Origin of the sequence: Streptomyces sp. ISL-94, from assembly GCF_018614075.1 — a bacterium.
Classification (GTDB): Bacteria; Actinomycetota; Actinomycetes; order Streptomycetales; family Streptomycetaceae; genus Streptomyces.
On the sequence record NZ_JAGGOZ010000031.1, the window covers coordinates 42476 to 64178 of the forward strand.

General features: G+C 70.9%; 18 protein-coding genes. 1 reads left to right on the forward strand and 17 read right to left on the reverse strand.

Going from position 1 to position 21703, the window contains the following annotated elements; genetic code table 11:
• Nucleotides 1–182: 182 nt before the first annotated feature.
• The 4 genes from J7E94_RS12580 to J7E94_RS12595 all read right to left on the reverse strand — a co-directional run bounded on the left by J7E94_RS12580 (nt 183) and on the right by J7E94_RS12595 (nt 3208).
• A complete protein-coding gene (locus J7E94_RS12580; RefSeq protein ID WP_215015010.1) occupies nt 183–647 on the reverse strand; it encodes a GNAT family N-acetyltransferase in 465 nt (154 codons plus the stop codon).
• Entirely contained in the window at nt 644–1585 is a 942-nt protein-coding gene (locus J7E94_RS12585; RefSeq protein ID WP_215015011.1) for an RluA family pseudouridine synthase, read from the reverse strand. The genes J7E94_RS12580 and J7E94_RS12585 overlap by 4 nt, the downstream gene beginning before the upstream one ends.
• Nucleotides 1586–1626: 41 nt before the next feature.
• The gene (lspA, locus tag J7E94_RS12590; protein ID WP_215015012.1) at nt 1627–2187 is read right to left on the reverse strand and encodes a signal peptidase II; all 561 of its coding nucleotides are present in this window, start codon (nt 2185–2187) and stop codon (nt 1627–1629) included.
• Between the two features lie 109 nt (nt 2188–2296).
• Nucleotides 2297–3208, reverse strand: a complete 912-nt coding sequence (locus tag J7E94_RS12595) for a TraR/DksA family transcriptional regulator (protein ID WP_251056567.1) — start codon at nt 3206–3208, stop codon at nt 2297–2299.
• Nucleotides 3209–3796: 588 nt separating this feature from the next.
• On the opposite strand from J7E94_RS12595, the gene ileS reads away from it, so the two are divergent.
• Nucleotides 3797–6943, forward strand: coding sequence for an isoleucine--tRNA ligase (ileS, locus tag J7E94_RS12600; protein ID WP_215015013.1), 3147 nt, complete (start codon nt 3797–3799; stop codon nt 6941–6943).
• A 365-nt stretch (nt 6944–7308) separates the two neighbouring features.
• On the opposite strand, the gene J7E94_RS12605 is transcribed toward ileS, so the two are convergent.
• The 13 genes from J7E94_RS12605 to J7E94_RS12665 all read right to left on the reverse strand — a co-directional run bounded on the left by J7E94_RS12605 (nt 7309) and on the right by J7E94_RS12665 (nt 21674).
• Nucleotides 7309–8511: a DivIVA domain-containing protein gene (locus J7E94_RS12605; protein ID WP_215015014.1), complete on the reverse strand. Its 1203-nt coding sequence runs from the start codon at nt 8509–8511 to the stop codon at nt 7309–7311.
• 82 nt (nt 8512–8593) lie between these two features.
• Nucleotides 8594–8890: a YggT family protein gene (locus J7E94_RS12610; RefSeq protein ID WP_215015015.1), complete on the reverse strand. Its 297-nt coding sequence runs from the start codon at nt 8888–8890 to the stop codon at nt 8594–8596.
• 60 nt (nt 8891–8950) lie between these two features.
• Nucleotides 8951–9562 carry a cell division protein SepF gene (locus tag J7E94_RS12615; protein WP_215015017.1) on the reverse strand — a complete coding sequence of 204 codons (612 nt, stop codon included), beginning with the start codon at nt 9560–9562 and terminating at the stop codon, nt 8951–8953.
• Nucleotides 9563–9711: 149 nt separating this feature from the next.
• A complete protein-coding gene (locus J7E94_RS12620) occupies nt 9712–10431 on the reverse strand; it encodes a YggS family pyridoxal phosphate-dependent enzyme (protein ID WP_215015018.1) in 720 nt (239 codons plus the stop codon).
• A 3-nt stretch (nt 10432–10434) separates the two neighbouring features.
• Complete coding sequence (gene pgeF, locus J7E94_RS12625) at nt 10435–11145, reverse strand: peptidoglycan editing factor PgeF (RefSeq protein WP_215015113.1); 711 nt, start codon at nt 11143–11145, stop codon at nt 10435–10437.
• A 17-nt stretch (nt 11146–11162) separates the two neighbouring features.
• Nucleotides 11163–12368, reverse strand: coding sequence for a cell division protein FtsZ (gene ftsZ, locus J7E94_RS12630; RefSeq protein WP_215015020.1), 1206 nt, complete (start codon nt 12366–12368; stop codon nt 11163–11165).
• A gap of 277 nt (nt 12369–12645) precedes the next feature.
• Nucleotides 12646–13491 carry an FtsQ-type POTRA domain-containing protein gene (locus J7E94_RS12635; RefSeq protein WP_215015022.1) on the reverse strand — a complete coding sequence of 282 codons (846 nt, stop codon included), beginning with the start codon at nt 13489–13491 and terminating at the stop codon, nt 12646–12648.
• Between the two features lie 30 nt (nt 13492–13521).
• Complete coding sequence (gene murG, locus J7E94_RS12640) at nt 13522–14616, reverse strand: undecaprenyldiphospho-muramoylpentapeptide beta-N-acetylglucosaminyltransferase (protein ID WP_215015024.1); 1095 nt, start codon at nt 14614–14616, stop codon at nt 13522–13524.
• Between the two features lie 6 nt (nt 14617–14622).
• A complete protein-coding gene (gene ftsW / locus J7E94_RS12645; protein ID WP_215015026.1) occupies nt 14623–15984 on the reverse strand; it encodes a putative lipid II flippase FtsW in 1362 nt (453 codons plus the stop codon).
• Nucleotides 15985–16052: 68 nt separating this feature from the next.
• Complete coding sequence (gene murD / locus J7E94_RS12650; RefSeq protein WP_215015028.1) at nt 16053–17489, reverse strand: UDP-N-acetylmuramoyl-L-alanine--D-glutamate ligase; 1437 nt, start codon at nt 17487–17489, stop codon at nt 16053–16055.
• Complete coding sequence (gene mraY / locus J7E94_RS12655) at nt 17471–18541, reverse strand: phospho-N-acetylmuramoyl-pentapeptide-transferase (protein ID WP_215015030.1); 1071 nt, start codon at nt 18539–18541, stop codon at nt 17471–17473. Before mraY ends, murD begins: the two co-directional genes overlap by 19 nt.
• On the reverse strand, nt 18538–19962 hold the full coding sequence (gene murF, locus J7E94_RS12660; RefSeq protein ID WP_215015031.1) for a UDP-N-acetylmuramoyl-tripeptide--D-alanyl-D-alanine ligase: 1425 nt from the start codon (nt 19960–19962) through the stop codon (nt 18538–18540). The genes mraY and murF overlap by 4 nt, the downstream gene beginning before the upstream one ends.
• Entirely contained in the window at nt 19959–21674 is a 1716-nt protein-coding gene (locus J7E94_RS12665; RefSeq protein ID WP_215015033.1) for a UDP-N-acetylmuramoyl-L-alanyl-D-glutamate--2,6-diaminopimelate ligase, read from the reverse strand. Before J7E94_RS12665 ends, murF begins: the two co-directional genes overlap by 4 nt.
• Between the last annotated feature and the right edge of the window lie 29 nt (nt 21675–21703).

Below are 21703 nucleotides of genomic sequence, written 5' to 3' on the forward strand. Positions count from 1 at the left end.
AGACCCCGCGCCTCAAACGCCGGCGAGGCTGGATTTGGCCCCGCCAAGCTCATGACGTGCGGGCTGGGTGACGCGGACGGCGCTTGATCCCGTCCGGCGTTTGAGGACCGGGTCCGGGCGGAGCCTGGGGAACGGTTGAAGGGCGGGTAGGGGACCAGCCCCGCAGGGCCACCGCCCACCGGCTACGGCAGCGCGCGCCGCATCGCCCGGTGCGGGATGCCCGCGTCCTGGAACTCCGGGCCGTAGGCCGCGTACCCCAGCCGCTCGTAGAAGCCGAGCGCGTGCGTCTGCGCGCCCAGGTCCACGGCGGCCAGGCCCAATCGCAGCGCCTCCGCCTCGATCGCGTGGATGAGGGCCACGCCCACACCCAGCCCGCGCGCAGCCGCCCGTACGGCCAGCCGCCCCAGCGAGCCGACCGCCAGGTCGCCCGTCTTGGCCAGCGCGGCAGCGCCGTGCAGCAGACGGCCCGTACCCAGCGCGGAACCGTCCGGCCCCACGGCCAGCACGTGCAACGCGCCGGCGTCGTACGCGTCGTACTCGATCGACTCCGGAACGGACTGCTCGACCACGAAGACCTCGGACCGCACCGCGAAGCAGGCTTCCCGGTCGGCCTCGCCGTCGGCGACCCGGACGGCGAAGGCCGTCACTCGCTCTCGGCCCGGATCACGTCCAGCGCGTGCTGAAGGTCCGCCGGGTAGCCGCTCTCGAACTCCACCCACTGCCCGTCCGACGGGTGCTCGAAGCCCAGCCGCACCGCGTGCAGCCACTGCCGGGTCAGCCCCAGCCGCTTCGCCACCGTCGGGTCGGCGCCGTACGTCAGGTCGCCGACGCACGGGTGCCGGTGCGCGGCCATGTGCACGCGGATCTGGTGCGTCCGCCCGGTCTCCAGCTTGATGTCCAGCAGCGAGGCGGCGCGGAAGGCCTCGATCAGGTCGTAGTGCGTGACGGACGCCTTGCCGTCCTGGGTCACGGCCCACTTGTAGTCCGCGCTGGGGTGCCGGCCGATCGGCGCGTCGATCGTGCCGCTCATCGGGTCCGGGTGGCCCTGCACCAGCGAGTGGTAGCGCTTGTCCACGACCCGCTCGCGGAACTGGTTCTTCAGCGAGGTGTAGGCGCGCTCCGACTTCGCGACGGCCATCAGGCCGGACGTGCCCACGTCGAGGCGGTGCACGATGCCCTGGCGCTCGGATGCCCCGGAGGTCGAGATCCGGTAGCCGGCGGCGGCGAGGCCGCCGATGACGGTGGTCCCGGTCCAGCCGGGGCTCGGGTGGGCGGCGACACCCACCGGCTTCATGATGACGACGATGTCGTCGTCGTCATGGACGATCTCCATGCCGGGAACGGGCTCGGCAACGAGCTCGACCGGCCGCGGCGGCTCGGGCATCTCGACTTCGAGCCAGGCGCCACCGTGCACACGCTCGGACTTCCCGACGACACTGCCGTCGACCGACACCTTCCCCGCGGCCGCGAGATCGGCCGCCTTCGTCCGGGAAAATCCGAACATACGGGCGATAACGGCGTCGACGCGCTCGCCCTCGAGGCCATCGGGAACGGGCAGGGTGCGGATCTCGGGAATCGTACTCACCTGTCGAGTATGCAGGACACGACAGAAGACCATTCCCGCGATCAGTCCTTGTGGACGGTCCCGTCCGGGTCCAGGCCCTTGAACGACAGCAGGACGATCAGGATGCCGCCGCACACGATCGCCGAGTCGGCCAGGTTGAAGACGGCGAAGTGGGCCGGCGCGATGAAGTCCACGACCGCCCCCCGGAACACGCCGGGCGAGCGGAAGATCCGGTCCGTCAGGTTGCCCAGCGCACCGCCCAGCAGCAGGCCCAGCGCGATGGCCCACGGCAGGCTGTAGAGCTTGCGGGCGAGCCGCACGATCACCACGATCACGGTGGCCGCGATGCACGTGAAGATGATCGTGAAGGCCTCGCCGATGCCGAAGGCGGCGCCGGCGTTGCGGACCGCCTCGAACTTCAGCAGATCGCCGATGATCTCGATCGGCGGCTGGTGCTCCAGCTTGGCGACGACCAGCATCTTGCTGCCGAGGTCCAGCAGGTAGGCGAGGGCCGCGACGACGAGCAGGGCCACGATCCGCCGGTGCCTCTTGGGCCCGGCGGACTCCGGCTGGGCGTCGTCCCCGACCTCCGGCGTACCGATGATGCGCTCCGCCTCTGCCACGTCAGTCCCTCGAACTCGCTCGAACCAGGCTCCTCCTGGACCCTGACGAGACACGAGAGTACGTCAGGGTCCCCGCCCAGGGGATGTCCGCCCGGTGCGCCCGGTCCGCCTAGTGCCTGCGTTCCTGCTTCTGCTTGCAGTCCACGCACAGCGTGGCCCGCGGGAACGCCTGCATCCGCGCCTTGCCGATCGGCTGCCCGCAGTTCTCGCACAGCCCGTACGTGCCCGCCTCCAGCCGTTCCAGCGCCCGCTGGCTCTGCTCCAGCATCGAGCTGGCGTTCGCCGCGAGGGCCAGCTCGGACTCCCGGGTGATGTTCTTGGTGCCCGTATCGGCCTGGTCGTCGCCCGCGCCGTCGCCGGAGTCCCGCATCAGGTCCGTGATGGCCGTCTCGGAGGCGTCCAGCTCCATGCGCAGCCGCAGGACCTCCGAGGACAGCTCCGCACGGGCCTCCTCGACCTCCTCGGCCGTCCAGGGGTCCTCTCCGGGCCGTACGGCGAGCTCGCCGGGCGTGAGGGCCGCTGTGACGCGCGCCTTGGGCAGCCCGCTGGTGGCGGCCGCCGCCGTCTTCCTCGCCGTACCGGTGCTCTTCTTGGCAACCACTTTGCGGACTCCCGTCTTCTTCGCGGCCTGCGCCGCCCCCTCGGCCACGGCCTTCTTGGCCGGGGTCTTCCTCGCGGTCGCCTTCTTGGCCGGAGCCTTCGCGGCGGTCACCTTCCTGGCCGGAGCCTTGCTCGCGGCGGCCTTCTTCTTGGCGGCGGTCGCCTTCTCGGCCGCAGCCGGTACCGGTGCCTGAGCCCGAGCCGGAGCCCGTGCCCCGGCCGCGTCCGGAGCCGGAGTGGCGTCCACAGCCGCCCTCGCCGGCCCTGCGGCCTTCCCTATGGCCTTCCCGTCCGCCTTCCCGTCCGCCTTCCCGGCTGCCTTCTCCGCGGCCTTCGCTGCGACCTTTCCGACAGCCTTGACGGCCTTGACGGCCTTGACGGCCTTCTGCGCAGTACTCCCGGCGGTCTTTTTCGCCACCATGGCCGCGGCCCCTTCACATACTGTGATCATTGCTCGCGAATCGTGCCGGAACGATAAATCGCCTCCAGCCCCACGGCAACGGGGCACGCATCCGACGAGGTCAACCTGCATCCGTTGTGCCCATACGGAGGCCCGGTAATCCGCCTCACCCGCCCCACTGGATTCCGTACCGGCCCGTCGGCCCATCCGGGTCACGCACCGCCCGCCCAGCGCCCCCCGCCACGCCGGGCCGGCGGGCCCGCCAAGGGCCGCCGCAAACCGGTCGGCCGCGTACCGTCCGGGCCCGTACACTGGGCCCAGCGAGAGGCATGGATGGGGACGAGTAGCGTCGGACGCAGCCAGGAGCGACCCGGGGACGGTGAGAGCCCGGGGGCGAGCGCGATGTGAAGGATCACCCCGGAGCCGCCGGAAGAAAGCCGCAGGGAGCCCGCCCGGGCGCCCGTACGGCGAGTAGAACCGGCTTCGCACCTCAATGAGGGGGCCGCCGGACCAGTCCGGAGGCCAAGGAGGGTGGTACCGCGGGAGCAGCAGTCGGCTCTCGTCCCTCCGGACGGAAGTGACACCCCGCCGGAGGAAGAGTTCAGCCTCATGACCACACCGCCGCAGTACCGCCCGGTCCCCGCCCAGGTCGACCTGCCTGCCCTCGAGCACGCCGTCCTCGACTTCTGGCGCGAGAGCAAGACCTTCGCCAAGACCCTGGAGCAGTCCGAGGGCCGCCCCGAGTGGGTCTTCTACGAGGGCCCGCCGACCGCGAACGGCATGCCCGGCGCGCACCACATCGAGGCCCGCGTCTTCAAGGACGTCTTCCCGCGCTTCCGCACCATGCGCGGCTACCACGTGGCCCGCAAGGCCGGCTGGGACTGCCACGGCCTGCCCGTCGAGCTCGCCGTCGAGAAGGAGCTCGGCTTCAACGGCAAGCAGGACATCGAGGCGTACGGCATCGCCGAGTTCAACGCCAAGTGCCGCGAGTCCGTGACCCGCCACACCGACGCGTTCGCCGAGCTCACGACCCGGATGGGCTACTGGGTCGATCTGGACGACGCCTACCGGACGATGGACCCCGAGTACGTCGAGTCCGTGTGGTGGTCGCTGAAGGAGATCTTCAACAAGGGCCTGCTGACCCAGGACCACCGCGTCGCCCCCTGGTGCCCGCGCTGCGGCACCGGCCTCTCGGACCACGAGCTGGCACAGGGCTACGAGACGGTCGTCGACCCGTCGGTCTTCGTCCGGTTCCCGCTGACCTCCGGCCCGCTGGCCGGCGAGGCGGCCCTCCTCGTCTGGACGACGACCCCGTGGACCCTCGTGTCCAACACCGCCGTCGCCGCGCACCCCGAGGTCACGTACGTCGTCGCCACGAACGGCACCGAGAAGCTCGTCGTCGCCCAGCCGCTGCTGGAGAAGGCCCTCGGCGAAGGCTGGGAGGCCACCGGCGAGACCTTCACGGGCAAGGAGATGGAGCGCTGGACGTACGAGCGCCCGTTCTCCCTTGTCGAATTCCCGGAGCCCGCGCACTACGTCGTGAACGCCGAGTACGTCACGACCGAGGACGGCACCGGTCTGGTCCACCAGTCGCCCGCCTTCGGCGCCGACGACCTCGCGGTCTGCCGTGCCTACGGCCTGCCGGTCGTGAACCCGGTCCGCCCCGACGGCACCTTCGAGGAGGAGGTCCCGCTGGTCGGCGGCGTCTTCTTCAAGAAGGCCGACGAGAAGCTGACCGCCGACCTCGCCGCGCGCGGCCTGCTCTTCAAGCACATCGCCTACGAGCACAGCTACCCGCACTGCTGGCGCTGCCACACGGCCCTGCTCTACTACGCGCAGCCGTCCTGGTACATCCGCACCACCGCCGTCAAGGACGCGATGCTGCGGGAGAACGAGAAGACGAACTGGTTCCCCGACTCGGTCAAGCAGGGCCGCTTCGGCGACTGGCTGAACAACAACATCGACTGGGCGCTCTCCCGCAACCGCTACTGGGGCACCCCGCTGCCGATCTGGCGCTGCGAGGAGAACCACCTCACCTGCGTCGGCTCGCGCGCGGAGCTGTCGGAGCTGTCGGGCACGGACCAGTCCGCTCTGGACCCGCACCGCCCGTACATCGACGACGTCACGTTCACGTGCACGGCCGAGGGCTGCTCGTTGACCGCCGTCCGCGTGCCGGAGGTCATCGACGCCTGGTACGACTCGGGCTCGATGCCGTTCGCGCAGTGGGGCTACCCGTACAAGAACAAGGAGATCTTCGAGAAGCGCTACCCGGCGCAGTTCATCTCGGAGGCCATCGACCAGACGCGCGGCTGGTTCTACACGCTGATGGCGGTCGGCACCCTCGTCTTCGACAAGTCCTCCTACGAGAACGTGGTCTGCCTCGGCCACATCCTCGCCGAGGACGGCCGCAAGATGTCCAAGCACCTGGGCAACATCCTCCAGCCGATCCCGCTCATGGACCAGCACGGCGCGGACGCGGTGCGCTGGTTCATGGCGGCCGGCGGCTCCCCGTGGGCGGCGCGGCGCGTCGGCCACGGCACGATCCAGGAGGTCGTGCGCAAGACCCTCCTGACGTACTGGAACACGGTCGCCTTCCAGGCCCTGTACGCCCGTACGTCGAACTGGGCCCCCTCCGCGTCGGACCCGGCCCCGGCGGACCGCACGGTCCTCGACCGCTGGCTCCTCTCGGAACTCCACACCCTCACGACCGAGGTCACGGAGGCGATGGAGGCGTACGACACCCAGCGCGCCGGCAAGCTGCTGTCCTCCTTCGTGGACGACCTGTCGAACTGGTACGTCCGCCGCTCGCGCCGCCGCTTCTGGCAGGGCGACGCGGCCGCGCTGCGCACCCTGCACGACGTGGTCGAGACGGTCACCCGCCTCATGGCTCCGCTGACGCCCTTCATCACGGAGCGGGTCTGGCAGGACATGATCGTCCCGGTCACCCCGGACGCCCCGGAGTCGGTCCACCTGTCGTCGTGGCCGGAGGCGGACGCGTCCCAGATCGACGGGACCCTGTCCCAGCAGATGCTGCTGGTCCGCCGTCTGGTCGAGCTGGGCCGGGCCACGCGTGCGGAGTCGGGCGTCAAGACCCGCCAGCCGCTCTCGCGGGCCTTGGTCGGCGCGGTGGGCTTTGACGCCCTGTCCCCGGAGCTCCAGTCCCAGATCACGGAGGAGCTGAACGTCTCCTCCCTGGCCTCCCTCTCGGAGGTGGGCGGTTCCCTGGTGGACACGACGGCCAAGGCGAACTTCCGGGCGCTGGGCAAGCGCTTCGGCAAGGGCGTGCAGGACGTGGCGAAGGCCGTCGCCGCGGCCGACGCGGCGGCGCTGTCCCTGGCCCTGCGCTCGGGCTCCGCGGTCATCTCGCTGAACGGTGAGGAGATCTCCCTCTCCCCGGAGGAGGTCATCATCACGGAGACCCCGCGCGAGGGCTGGTCGGTTGCGTCCGACTCCGGCGCGACGGTCGCCCTGGACCTGGAGATCACCCCGGAGCTGCGGCTGGCGGGGCTGGCGCGTGACGCGATCCGCCTGATCCAGGAGGCCCGGAAGAACTCCGGCCTCGACGTGGCCGACCGCATCGCCCTGCGCTGGTCCTCGTCGGACCCGGAGGTCGTCACGGCCCTCACGGACCACGCGGCGCTCATCGCGGACGAGGTGCTGTCCACGGACTTCGCCTCCGGCGAGGCCGACGCCGCGTACGGCGACCCGTTCACGGACGAGTCCCTGTCCCTGACGTTCCGCCTCCGCAAGGCGTAACCGCCGCCGGCCCGGCCGAAGAGGCCCGTACCCCTCACCGGGGGGTGCGGGCCTCTTCGCTTGTCCCCCACCCGCCCTTCCACCGTTCCCGCCTCAATCACCGGCGCGGCTCACTACACGGCGCTCCGCGCCCGCGCCTCAAACGCCGGCGGGGCTGGGAGGGCACCCCCGCTGACATGTGAGGTGCGGGGTCTGGGGCGGAGCCCCAGGGTCTTTCAGCCCCGCCGGCGTTTGAGGCGCGGGGGCTCGGGGGCGGAGCCCCCGCCGCGGCGCCGCACACGGCAACGGAAACGGGCCGGGCCCGGACTCCCCTGAGGGGGTCCGGGCCCGGCCCGTAAAGCGACTGCCGACAAGTACGGCGGCGCCTAGTTGTCGTCCTCGTCGATCAGGAAGCCCCGCATGGGAGACGGAGCCTGCTGCATCGGCTGCGGCGCAGCCGGCCGCACCGGAGCCATCGGCTGGGTCATCGCCGGAGACATCTGCTGCTGACCGCCGTACGACGGGCCGCCCATCGGGGAGGGACCGCCCATGGGCGACGGGCCGCCCATCGAGGGACCACCCATGGAGTGCCCCATCGCACCGGCCGGAGACATCGAGGGGGACGGCGACGGCGGGAGCGCCGGACCGGCCGGGTTGCGCGGCGGGGCCAGGGAGTCGTCGGCCTGGGTCTCCAGCTGACGCAGCTGCGACTCCAGGTAGGACTTCAGGCGCGTACGGTACTCACGCTCGAAGCCCCGCAGGTCCTCGACCTTGCGCTCCAGCGTGGCGCGGGCGGACTCCAGGGAGCCCATCGCGACGCGGTGCTTCTCCTGCGCGTCCCGCTCCAGCGCGTCGGCCTTGGCGCGGGCGTCCCGCTCCAGGCCCTCGGCGCGCGAACGGGCCTCGCCGACGATCTTGTTGGCCTCGGAGCGGGCCTCCGCGATCGCCTGGTCGGCGGTCTGCTGCGCCAGCGACAGGACGCGGGCGGCGCTGTCCCCACCGGGGCCCTGCTGCGGAAGCTGCTGCTGCTGCTGGTGCTGGTGCTGCTGGTGCTGCTGCATCTGCTGGCCCATGGGCTGCATCTGCTGCCCCATCTGCTGCATCTGCTGGCCCATGGGCTGCATCTGCTGGCCGAGCGGGTTCTGGCCGCCCATCGACTGCTGCTGGCCCATGCCCTGCGGCCCACCCATGGGGTGCTGCTGCATGGGGCCGCCCATCGGGCCCGGACCCTGCGGTCCGTGTCCGCCGGGGCCCGGCGGCAGCTGCGGCGCTCCGCCCGGCAGCTGGGGCGGGCCCATCTGGGGCTGCTGCTGCTGCGGCGGGCCGGATATGGCCGCGGGCACGGGGGCGCCGGGGCCGCGCTGGTCCTGGGGTTCCGGCTTGCGCATGCCCTGCTGCTGCTGGTTCTGCGCGGCGGCACGCGTGGCGGCAGCCAGCTTGGCGCGCAGGTCCTCGTTCTCGCGCAGCAGGCGCGTCAGCTCGGACTCGACCTCGTCGAGGAAGGCATCGACCTCGTCCTCGTCATAGCCTTCTCGCAGGCGGACGGTCGTGAACTGCTTGTTCCGCACGTCCTCGGGAGTCAGCGGCATGTCTTCTTCACCTCTACGTAGTCGTCGGCAGTCGGCAAGACCGTATCGGGACTGTCCCCGCGCCTGCGGGGAAGCTCATCGTTCACACGCTTCTCGCAGCGGTGCTCACGAAACTGATGAGGATGTAAACGATGATCATCAGAACGAAGAAGGACAGGTCGAGTGCCACGCCCCCGAGACGCAACGGCGGAATGAATCGCCGGAGAAGCTTGAGCGGTGGATCGGTGACAGTGTAGGTGGCCTCCAGTACGACCACCATCGCCTTGCCGGGCGCCCATGAACGTGCGAACTGGAACACGTAGTCCATGACCAGTCGGAAGATCAGCACGATCAGGAAGCACATCAGCGCGACGTAGACCACTTCCAGTGCGACGCCCATCCCGCGCTTCCCTCTCCCCGTTTCCCGCTCTGTTCCCGGTCCCGTATCTGACGGATCGGTCTAGCTTTGGTTGAAGAACCCGCCCTCCGCGATGCGGGCCTTGTCCTCCGCCGTGACATCGACGTTAGCAGGCGACAGCAGGAACACCTTCTGCGTCACGCGTTCAATGCTGCCGTGCAGGCCGAAGACGAGACCGGCGGCGAAGTCCACGAGACGCTTCGCGTCCGTGTCGTCCATCTCCGTGAGATTCATGATCACCGGAGTGCCCTCACGGAAGTGTTCCCCGATGGTACGGGCCTCGTTGTAGGTCCGGGGGTGCAGCGTCGTGATGCGGTACGGCTCCCGCTCGGAGACGACCTTGGGCATGATCACGGGGGCGTTCTTCTCCAGGTTGGTGCGGTCAGGTGTGATGGATGCCACGGGGGCGATTCGCGCAGGACGTCCGTTTTCCACCGGAATTGGGATGGGTTCGCGCTGCGCCGGGGGCTGTACGACTCGTACCGGTTCGTCCGATACGGGCGATTGGTGCACGGGCTGCTGTCGGCGGTCCCGGGCCCGCTCCGGTTCCGGCTCGGGCTCGAACTCGTCATCGGGGTCGTACCCCGGGTTGTCGTACCGGTCGTCCTCCACGAGGCCGAGGTAGACCGCCATCTTGCGCATCGCGCCGGCCATTCTCCGAGTCCTCCGCTCTGTGGTGGATCGCCCTGTCGCAGGTGCCGCTGTGTCACGAATGTCACCAACTGCCCGCGATCCACGTGGTCTGCCCGCTCATCAGCGGGAATGACCATATTTTCTGCTGTGGTCCGACTTTCTTCGCGACGTTACCCGAGCCGGGGTCTCGCGCCGAGTACCGCAGTGCCGACGCGTACATGTGTCGCACCGGCCCCAACGGCCTGTTCCAGATCCGAGCTCATCCCGGCCGACACCATCGTGGCAGCCGGATGGTCCGCGCGCAGGCGGGATGACAATTCCACCAGCCGCTCGAAAGCGGCCTGTTCGCGTCCCGCGTAGGGACCGGCCAGCGGCGCCACGGTCATCAGCCCGTCGATCCGCAGCCCGGGCGCCGCGGCGACGAGGTCCGCCAACTCCGCGAGCTGCTCGGGTGCCGCGCCGCCCCGGGCTCCCCGCCCGCCCGACTCGGCGTCGAGGGCGATCTGCACGAGGCAGCCGAGTTCCCGGCCGGCGTTCGAGGCGGCGGCCGAGAGGGCGGTCACGAGCCTGGAGCGGTCGACCGACTGCACCACATGCGCGTATCCCGCCACGGAACGGACTTTGTTCGTCTGCAACTGGCCGACGAAGTGCCAGCTGAGGGGCAGATCCGCGCAGGCCGCCGCCTTGGGGGCGGCATCCTGGTCGCGATTCTCCGCAACATGACGGACACCCAGCTCCGCCAGCAGTCGTACGTCGCTCGCGGGGTAGGTCTTGGTGACCACGATGAGCGTCACCTCTTCCCGCTTGCGTCCCGCGGCAGCGCAGGCGGACGAGATACGCTCCTCCACCCGCGCCAGGTTCGCCGCGACTTCCGACTTACGGTCCGTCATTTCCTATTCCAACCAGACATATCCGGCAAGCCGCCCGGTCACCCGGTCGCGGCGGTACGAGAAGTGGTCCCGCGACTCCAGTGTGCAGACCGGGGATCGGTGAACCTCCACCACCCCCGCCTCCGCGAGCTGCGCGTGCACCCCGGCGACCACGTCGACGGCCGGTGTCCCCCAGCCGGTCTCGCCCCAGGCGGCCGGCACCACTTCGGCCACCGCCTCCCGCATCTCGGCGGGCACCTCGTAACAGCGTCCGCAGACCGCGGGTCCGGTCCGGGCGACGATCCGCCCGGGCTCGGCCCCGAGGGCGACCATCGCCTCGACGGCCGCGGGGACCACTCCGGCCACCAGCCCCGGCCGCCCGGCGTGGGCGGCGCCGGCGATCCCGGCGGCGGGGTCGGCGAGCAGGACCGGCGTGCAGTCGGCGGTGAGCACGGCGAGGGCGAGCCCCCGGCGGGCGGTCACCACCGCGTCGACCGCGGGAACCTCGTCACCGAGCGGCCATGGTCCGTCGACCGCCGCCACGTCCCGGCCGTGCACCTGGTTCATCCAGACCACCAGGTCCGGGTCGAGTCCCAGGGACTCCGCCGCGAGCGCCCGGTTCGCGCGAACGGCGGCCGGGTCGTCTCCGACCGCGCCGCCGAGGTTGAGCTCTTCGTACGGAACGGCGCTCACTCCACCCCACCGGTCGGTGAAGGCGAAGTGGGCGCCGCCCACGTGGTGCTGCTCCGGTGTCACTTCAAGAAGTCCGGGACATCCAGCTCTTCGGCCGGGCTGTCCTGGTACGGCCGGGCCGTCGGGACCTGCGGCGCGGGGGCCTGGGCCTCGGCCGGGGCCGCCTCGACGGGAGCCGGGGGCTCCTCGCGCGGGGTGACCGAGCCGAGTCCGCCGAAGGCCGGCCGGACCGGCTCCGGCGCGCGGACCGGAGCCGGGGCCGGCTCCTCGCGCTTGGTGGACGCGGCGCCGATGACGTTGTCCCGGCGGGCCGGGGGCTGTCCGCCGTCGAACCCGGCCGCGATGACGGTGACCCGCACCTCGTCGCCGAGGGCGTCGTCGATGACGGCGCCGAAGATGATGTTCGCCTCGGGGTGCGCGGCCTCGCTCACCAGCTGCGCGGCCTCGTTGATCTCGAAGAGACCGAGGTCCGAGCCACCGGAGATGGAGAGCAGCACGCCGCGCGCGCCGTCGATGGACGCCTCCAGCAGCGGCGAGGAGATCGCCATCTCGGCGGCGGCCACCGCGCGGTCGTCGCCGCGGGCCGAGCCGATGCCCATCAGGGCCGAGCCGGCCTCGGACATCACGGACTTGACGTCGGCGAAGTCGAGGTTGATCAGACCCGGGGTGGTGATGAGGTCGGTGATGCCCTGGACGCCGGAGAGCAGGACCTGGTCGGCCGACTTGAAGGCGTCGAGCACGCTGACCTGGCGGTCCGAGATGGACAGCAGCCGGTCGTTGGGGATGACGATGAGGGTGTCGACCTGCTCGCGGAGCTGGGCGATGCCGTCCTCGGCCTGGTTCGCGCGGCGCCGGCCCTCGAAGGTGAACGGCCGGGTGACCACACCGATCGTCAGGGCGCCCAGCGAGCGGGCGATGTTGGCGACGACAGGTGCGCCGCCCGTTCCGGTGCCGCCGCCCTCACCGGCGGTGACGAAGACCATGTCGGCCCCCTTGAGGACCTCCTCGATCTCCTCGCGGTGGTCCTCTGCCGCCTTGCGGCCGACATCCGGGTTGGCGCCGGCGCCGAGGCCCCGGGTGAGTTCACGGCCGACGTCGAGCTTGACGTCGGCGTCGCTCATCAACAGCGCCTGGGCGTCCGTGTTGATGGCGATGAACTCGACGCCCTTGAGACCGACCTCGATCATTCGGTTGATGGCATTGACACCACCGCCGCCGACACCGATGACCTTGATGACTGCGAGGTAGTTCTGCGGTGCTGCCACGTCGAAGGCCTCTCGCCTCGATTACGTGTCGTCGCCTCGCGGTCTGCGGTGCGACGACTGATGCCGAAATGGGGACGGTCCGAACGCGCCGACCCGAACCCTCACCCTAAAGTTTAGGGTGAGGGGTATGTCTGTTCCTTGGACTCTTCCGAACAGGACACTAAGTCGACAAGTAGTGCGTGTTCAACGAACACGCCGAACCTCCCGTTTTTCTTTTCACCCTATGTGATCACCCGTATCGCTGGCCAACCAGGGTGCGCCGCTGTTCGACCCGACGTCAACTCCCGGACACCGCAGGGGCGGTGGGGACGCTCACGTCGAAGTGTCCGGCCTTGGGTGCGGCCTTCAGCAGAGCGATCAGCGCCCGCCCCTTCGCGTCGCTCTGTTCGCCGCTCCCCCACACCACGGTCCGGCCCCGCGTGAGCTCCAGGACGACCGAATCGTACGAACCCACCTTGACCTGCACGGTCTCCTTGGCGACCGGCTCCGGGAGGGAGCCGGCGACGAGAACGGCCTCGTGCAGCAGCCGTTCCTCGTCGAAGCGGCGGGCGCTCGGAGAGCGTCCCTCGGTCAATTCGAGGACCGGAACGCCGGCGGGTGCTTTCGGGACAGTGTCGAATCGCACACCTGAAGCGTCCACTTCGACGAAGTTGGTGTCCTTTTTGATGAGCAGGACGGGTTTGCGTTCCGTCACTTTCAGCCCGATTCCGTGCGGCCATGCACGCACCACATCGACCGAATCGATGCGCGGCAGGCGGCCCCGGACGCGCTCCTCAATCTCGTCGGTGTCGACGCTCACCAGAGGGGCGCCGACCGGAACGGCCGCCGCGGCGAGCACCTGCTCGGGGATGAGCACCTCGGTGCCGGTCGCGGTGACCTTCTCGATGCGGAGCCAGGAGGAGCCGTAGAGCGCCCAGGTGCCGCCCGCGGCGAGGAGCACCCCCGCGGCCAGGGAGGCCAGCACGGGGGCCCGGCGCAGCCGCGCGCCGGGCCCCTTCGGGCCGGATCTCCTCCACGGCTTCGACGACTTCGGAGGCTTGGGCGGCTTGGGCGAGCCGGAGCCCTTGCGGGCAGACCGGTCGGAACCCGGGCTGCCGCGCTGTGCGGTCGTCGCTCCGGCCACTCCTGCCTCCTGCGTCTGTGCTCTCCCGCCTCAGCGGGACCGGTGTGCAGCAATCGCCTCGTGCACCATGCCGACCAGCAGGTCGTCGGCGTCGCGGCGGCCGAACTCACCGGCCGCACGGGACATCTCGTACAGACGGTGCGGGTCGGACAGCACCGGGAGGATCTGGTTCAGCACCCACTCGGGCGTCAGCTCCGCGTCGTCCACGAGCAGGCCGCCGCCGGCCTTGACCACCGGCTGGGCGTTGAGCCGCTGTTCGCCGTTGCCGATCGGCAGCGGGACGTAGGCGGCGGGGAGCCCGACGGCGGACAGTTCGGCGACGGTCATCGCGCCCGCGCGGCACAGCATCATGTCGGCGGCGGCGTACGCGAGATCCATCCGGTCCACGTACGGTACCGGCACATAGGGCGGCATCCCGGGCATGTTGTCGACACGCGGCAGTTCGTTCTTCGGCCCGACGGCGTGCAGGATCTGGATCCCGGAGCGCTGGAGGGTCGCAGCGACCGCCTGGATCGTCTCGTTGAGGCGGCGGGCGCCCTGCGAGCCGCCGGAGACCAGCAGCGTCGGCAGGTTGGGGTCCAGGCCGAAGGCGACGCGCGCCTCCGGGCGGACCGCGGCCCGGTCGAGGGTGGAGATGGAGCGCCGCAGCGGGATGCCCACGTAGCGGGCACCTCGCAGCTTGCTGTCGGGGGTGGAGACCGCGACGGCGTACGCGTACCGGGAGCCGATCTTATTGGCCAGTCCGGGCCGGGCGTTGGCCTCGTGGACGATGATCGGCACCCCGAGCCGCTTGGCCGCGAGGTAGCCGGGCAGGGCCACGTAGCCGCCGAAGCCGACGACACAGTCGGCCTTGGTGCGGGTGAGGATCTCCTCCGCGGCCTTGATCGTGCCGCGCAGCCGCCCGGGAACGGTGATCAGCTCCGGGGTGGGCTTGCGGGGCAGCGGAACGGCGGGGATCAGCCCCAGTTCGTAGCCGCGTTCCGGCACGAGGCGGGTCTCAAGTCCGCGCTCGGTGCCGAGGGCGGTGATGCCCACTGAAGGGTCCTGCCTGCGCAGGGCGTCCGCGAGGGCGAGCGCCGGCTCGATGTGGCCGGCGGTCCCCCCACCGGCGAGTACGACATGCACCGAAATTCACCGCTCTCCGGACGGACGCTTCTTGACGCGCCGTCTCATCGACTTCCATCTCACCCCGGTCCGCATCCAGCCGGTCTTCGGCTGCCGCATCGCGAGGGCCGCGCGCGCCGCCGGCTCCTCCCGCGCGAAGGCGATGAGCAGTCCGACCGCGAACATGGTCGGCAGCAGGGCCGACCCTCCGTAGGAGAACAGCGGGAGCGGGACTCCGGCGATCGGCAGCAGGCCGAGCACCGCACCGATGTTGATCACGGCCTGGGCCGTGATCCAGGTGGTCACGCCTCCCGCGGCAAACCGTACGAAGGAGTCCTCCGTGCGTCCGGCCACGCGGATACCCGCATAGCCTAGAGCCGCGAACAGGGCGAGTACCGACAGCGTCCCCGCCAGACCCAGTTCCTCCCCGGTGATGGCGAAGATGAAGTCGGTGTGGGCTTCGGGTAGTTGGCCCCATTTTTCCACGCTGGCACCCAAACCGGAACCGAACCATCCACCCGAGGCCAGGGCGTAGATCCCGTGCACCGCCTGCCAGCAGAGGTCGTTCTTGCCCGGATCCGTCGCGCCGAGGCACTCCAGCCGGTCCATCCGGTGCGGACTGGTCTTGATCAGAAGTGCGACGATCACACCGGCGAACGCCAGCACCCCGACGAACATCCGCGTCGGAGCGCCCGCCAGCCAGAGCAGGCCGAACAGGACGGCACCGAGGATCATCGCGGTGCCCATGTCCCCGCCCAGCATGATCAGGCCGAGCAGCAGGAAGGCCACCGGGACCAGCGGCACCAGCAGGTGCTTCCACTGGCTCAGCAGCCCCTTGTCGCCCTTGCGCGCCAACAGGTCGGCGCCCCACAGGATCAGGGCCAGCTTGCCGAACTCACTGGGCTGCAGCATGAACGGACCGCCAAGGGAGATCCAATTCTGGTTGCCGTTGATCGAGACCCCTATCCCGGGGACTTGGACCAGGACCATCAGGAACAGGGTGCCGGCGAGCACCGGATAGGACAGCGCCCGGTGCAGTTTGACCGGCATCCGGGAGGCGACCAGCATCAGCACGGTGCCGATCAGGGCCGCCAGGAACTGCTTCTTGAAGAAGTAGGCGTCGCCCAGGCCGAGCTGGAGGGCCTTGATCATGGAGGCCGAGTAGACCATCACCAGACCGAGCACGGTGATGAGCAGCGAGCTGCCGAAAATCAGGTAGTACGCCGTGAGCGGGCGGTCCCAGGCCTTGCGTGCCTGCTGCTGCGTACGCCGCAGCCGGGCCAGCGGCCCGCGCCCGGCGGGCCGCCGCACACTCACCAGAGGGCGCTTGCGGCCCTGCGCCTTGACGGCGGACGGCCGCCGCCCCGGCAGCATCTGCTTGGCCGGCATCTGTGACCTTCCCCTCCACTCGTACGAGGCGAGCGGCCGGCCGGAGAGACGCGTTCCAGGAACCCTGCCTAGGCGCTCTCGGCGGCCAGTTCGCGCACCGCGTCGGCGAACGCGTCCCCACGCTTGTTGTAGTTCGCGAACATGTCCATCGAGGCGCAGGCAGGCGCCAGGAGGACCGTGTCGCCGGGCTCGGCGAGCCGGGCCGCTTCCCGGACCGCTGCGAGCATCGCCCCAGTGTCGGTCCGGTCGAGGTCGACGACCGGGACCTCGGGGGCGTGTCGCGCCAGCGCCTCGGCGATCAGCGCCCTGTCGGCGCCGATCAGCACCACACCGCGCAGCCGCTTCGCGGACTTCTGCACGAGTTCGTCGAAGGTGGCGCCCTTGGCGAGGCCTCCGGCGATCCAGACGACCGGCTCGAAGGCGGCGAGGGAGGCCTCGGCCGCGTGCGTGTTGGTGGCCTTGGAGTCGTCGATGTACCTGACCTCGCCGACCTCGTCCACGTACGCGACCCGGTGGGCGTCCGGGCGGAAGTCGCGCAGTCCGTCGCGGACCGCGCGCGGCTCGACGCCGAAGGCGCGGGCCAGGGCCGCCGCGGCGAGCGCGTTGGCGATGTTGTGCGGGGCAGGCGGGTTGACGTCCTCGACCTGCGCGAGCTCCTGGGCGTTCTTCTGCCGGTTCTCCACGAAGGCCCGGTCGACGAGGATGCCGTCCACGACGCCGAGCATGGAGGGGCCGGGGGCGCCGAGGGTGAAGCCGACCGCCCGGCAGCCCTCTTCGACGTCGGCGTTCTCGACGAGCTTCTCGGTGGCCGGGTCGGCGACGTTGTAGACGCAGGCCACCTGGTTGCCCTCGTAGATCCGGCCCTTGTCGGCGGCGTACGCCTCCATGGAGCCGTGCCAGTCCAGGTGGTCGGGGGCCAGGTTGAGCACGGCCGCCGAGTGGGCGCGCACCGAGGGCGCCCAGTGCAGCTGGTAGCTGGAGAGTTCGACGGCGAGCACGTCGTACTGCTGCTCGCCGAGGACCACGTCGATGATGGGCGTGCCGATGTTGCCGACCGCGGCGGTCCGCAGACCCGCGGCCTTCAGGATCGACGCCAGCATCTGGGTCGTGGTGGTCTTGCCGTTCGTACCGGTGATGGCGAGCCAGGGCGCCGGTTTCTCGGAGGTCTCGCCGCGCAGCTGCCAGGCGATCTCCACGTCCCCGACCACGTCCACGCCGGCCGCCGCGGCGGCCGCGAAGAGCGGGCTGTCGGGCTTCCAGCCGGGCGAGGTGACGACCAGGTCGGTGCCCTCGGGAAGGGTTTCCGCGTCCGCCAGGCGTACGGAGATCCCCAGCTCGCCGAGTTCGGCGGCGCGGGCGCGGTGGCCCTCGCTGTCGCCGCCGTCGACGACGGTCACCGATGCGCCGAGGCCGGCCAGGGCGCGGGCGGCACTGATGCCGCTCACGCCGAGGCCGGCGACGGTGATGTTCTTGCCGTGCCAGGAGGTCACTTGTCGGCTGCCCATCCCGCGTAGAAGAGACCGAGACCCACGATCACGCACATGCCCTGGATGATCCAGAAGCGGACCACGACAAGGACCTCGGACCACCCCTTGAGTTCGAAGTGGTGCTGGAGCGGGGCCATCCGGAAGACCCGCTTCCCCGTCATCTTGAAGGAGCCGACCTGGATGACGACCGACATCGTGATGAGCACGAAGAGGCCGCCGAGCAGCGCCATCAGCAACTCCGTGCGGGAGCAGATGGCGAGGCCCGCGAGCGCGCCGCCGAGGGCGAGCGAGCCGGTGTCACCCATGAAGATCTTGGCGGGCGAGGTGTTCCACCACAGGAAGCCGAAGCAGGCCCCCATCAGGGCGGAGGCGACGACCGCGAGGTCCAGCGGGTCGCGCACCTCGAAACAGGCGTTCGGGTTGGTCAGGGTCTCCGCGTTGACGCAGGACTCCTGGTGCTGCCAGACGCCGATGAAGGTGTAGGCGCCGAAGACCATCACCGCGGCGCCGGTGGCCAGGCCGTCGAGACCGTCGGTCAGGTTCACGCCGTTGGACATGGCCAGGATCATGAACAGGGCCCAGACCACGAACAGCACGGGGCCGATCGACCAGCCGAAGTCCGTGACGAACGACAGCCTGGTGGAGGCCGGGCTCAGTCCGCGCGAGTCCGAGAACTGCAGCGCGAGCACCGCGAAGGCGATGCCGACGATCAGCTGGCCGGCCATCTTGGCCTTGGCCCGCAGACCGAGCGAGCGGCGCTTGACGATCTTGATGTAGTCGTCCAGGTAGCCGACCACGCCCATGCCCGCCATCAGGAACAGCACCAGCAGACCCGAGAAGCTCGGCTCGCTGGAGGTGATGACCTTGGTCGCGGCGTACGCGATGAGCGTGGCCAGGATGAAGGAGATGCCGCCCATGGTGGGCGTGCCCTTCTTCCCGGCGTGGCCGCGCGGGCCGTCGTCGCGGATGAACTGGCCGTAGCCCTTGCGGGCCAGCAGCTTGATCAGCAGCGGGGTGCCGACGAGCGTGAGGAAGAGTCCGATGACTCCGGCGAACAGGATCTGCCTCATCGGTCGGCGACCTCGCCCTCGCGCTCCAGCAACGCCAGCGCGACCCGCTCCAGTCCGATCGACCTGGAAGCCTTCACCAGCACGACGTCACCCGGGCGCAGTTCACTGCGCAACAGGTCGACCGCCGCCTGCGCGTCGGACACGAGCACCGACTCCTCACCCCACGAACCCTCGTTATATGCGCCCAGTTGCAGCCAGGACGCTTCCCTGCCCCCGACTGCGACGAGCCTGCTCACGTTGAGCCGGACGGCAAGCCGTCCCACCGCGTCGTGCTCGGCCAGCGATGCGTCTCCGAGTTCGGCCATGGGACCGAGCACTGCCCACGTGCGTCCCCCGTTCGCCCTGGCGGCGCCGCCCATCGCGGCAAGCGCGCGCAGAGCGGCCCGCATGGACTCGGGGTTCGCGTTGTAGGCGTCGTTGACGATCGTGACGCCGTCCGCCCGCTCGGTGACCTCCATCCGCCACCGGGACAGGGTGCCCGCCCCGGAGAGCGCGGTGGCGATCTCGTCGACGGACATGCCCAGTACATGGGCGACGGCGGCCGCGGCGAGCGCGTTCGACACGTGGTGCTCACCGTACAGCCGCAAGGTCACATCACTGCACCCGGTCGGTGTGTGGAGTGTGAAGGCGGGCTGTCCCCCGGGGGCCATCCGCACCTCGGTGGCGCGGATGTCGGCGTCCTCGGCCTCGCCGAAGAGGACCGTACGGGCCTTCGTGCGGGCGGACATGGCGCGCACCAGCAGATCGTCGGCGTTGAGGACGGCGATCCCGCCCTCGGCCTCGGAGGGCAGCGCCTCGACCAGTTCCCCCTTGGCCTGGGCGATCTGCTCGCGGCCGCCGAACTCGCCGATGTGGGCGGTGCCGACGTTGAGGACGAGCCCGATGCGGGGCGGGGTCAGGCCGGTGAGGTAGGCGATGTGGCCGATCCCGCGGGCCCCCATCTCCAGTACCAGGTGCCGGGTTTCGGCGGTGGCCTTGAGCGCGGTGAGCGGCAGGCCGATCTCGTTGTTGAGGGAACCCGGCGTCCACACGGTGGGCGCGTGGGCCTGGAGCACCTGCGCGATCAGGTCTTTGGTGGAGGTCTTGCCGGCCGAGCCGGTCAGGGCCACCACGTCGGTGCCGAGCCGCTCGACGACGGCCCGCGCGAGGGCGCCGAGCGCCTTCTCGACATCGGGGACGACGATGGCGGGGACGCCGACCGGCCGGGCCGCGAGGACGGCGACGGCGCCGGCCTCGATCGCGCGCACGGCGTAGTCGTGGCCGTCGACGTGCTCGCCGTCGAAGGCGGCGAACAGGCTGCCGGCCTCCACCTGGCGGGAGTCGATGACGACGGGCCCGCTGATCCGCAGGGACGGATCCGGTATGTCGTGGGGCCGCCCGCCGGTGATGTCGGCGATCTCGGCGAGGGAAAGGGCGATCACTGGTTCACCTCGGCCTGCTGGAGCGCGTCGTTCTTCGGTGCGTCGTTCTTCAGTGCGTTCTCGATGGCTGCGCGGAGCACTTCGCGGTCGTCGAAGGGCCGTACGACACCCGCGGTGTCCTGGCCCTGCTCGTGGCCCTTGCCCGCCACCAGCACGGTGTCACCGGGCTCGGCGCGCGCGACGGCGGCCGCGATGGCCGCGGCCCGGTCGGCGTCGACGAGGACGGCGCCGCGCTCGGCGGGCGGTACGGACACGGCGCCTTCGAACATCGCGGCGAGGATCGCGAGGGGGTCCTCGGAGCGCGGGTTGTCGGAGGTCAGGACGGCCACGTCGGCGTAGCGGGCGGCGGCGGCGCCCATGGGGCCCCGCTTGGTGGTGTCGCGGTCGCCGCCGCAGCCGAGCACGATGTGCAGCCTGCCGGTGGTGACCTCGCGCAGGGCGCGCAGGACCGATTCGACGGCGTCGGTCTTGTGCGCGTAGTCGACGACGGCCAGGTACGGCTGTCCCGCGTCCACCCGCTCCAGCCGGCCGGGGACCCCGGGGACCGCGGCGACGCCGTCGGCGGCGGTCTGCGGGTCGAGGCCGGCGGCGGCGAGGGTGACGATCGCGGCGACGGTGTTGGCCACGTTGAACGGGCCGGGCAGCGGCGCGGTGGCCCGTACGCGCTGTCCTGCGGGGCCGAGCAGGGTCAGGGTGGAGCTCGCCGGTCCGAAGACCACGTCCTCGGCACGCCAGTCGGCGGCCGGGTCGCCGGCCGCGGAGAAGGTGGTGACGGGGATCGTCGCCTCCTTGGTGAGGCGGCGGCCGTACTCGTCGTCGAGGTTGACCACGCCCAGGCGGGCGCGGCGGGGGGTGAAGAGCCCCGCCTTCGCCCGGAAGTAGTCGTCCATGTCCGAGTGGAACTCCATGTGCTCCGGGCTCAGGTTGTTGAAGACCGCGACGTCGAAGACGCAGCCGTCGACGCGGCCGAGCACCAGGGCGTGGCTGGAGACCTCCATGGCGACGGCCTCGACGCCGCGTTCGCCCATGACCGCGAAGAGGGCCTGGAGGTCGGTGGCCTCGGGGGTGGTCCGCTCAGACTTGATGCGCTCGTCGCCGATGCGCATCTCCACGGTGCCGACCAGTCCGGTGCTGCGGCCCGCCGCGCGCAGGCCGCCTTCGACGAGGTACGCCGTGGTGGTCTTGCCGGAGGTGCCGGTGATGCCGATCTGCAGCAGGCCCTCGCCCGGGTGGCCGTAGATCTCGGCGGCGAGCTCGCCGATCCGGCCGCGCGGGTCGGCGACGGCCAGGACCGGCAGCCCGGTCGCGGCGGCGCGCTCCTCGCCCGCGGGATCGGTCAGCACGGCGGCGGCGCCGAGGGCGGCCGCCTGGGCGGCGAAGTCCGCGCCGTGCAGCTTGGCACCGGGCAGGGCCGCGTACAGGTCGCCGGGGCGGACCGCACGGGAGTCGTGCGTGATGCCGGTGATCTGCGCTGCGCCTGGCGCTCGGACGCCCAGCAGGGTGGCCAGCTCGCCCAGAGGGGTCGGGCGGGCGGACACGGGCCGGGGCGCTCCCGGCGGCGCTGCCGGGGCGTCTTTCTGGGTGGTTCTGGGCTGATCAGCGTGGGGCACGGCGGTGAGCGTACCGGGCGCGGCGGGCCGGTCGCGAAGCGAGGGCCCGGCCTCGGCGCCGGCGGCCGACTGGTTCCCGGGTTTCGGGGTGATCGTTGTCACTGATGGTGCCTCACGCTTTTCTGGCCGGG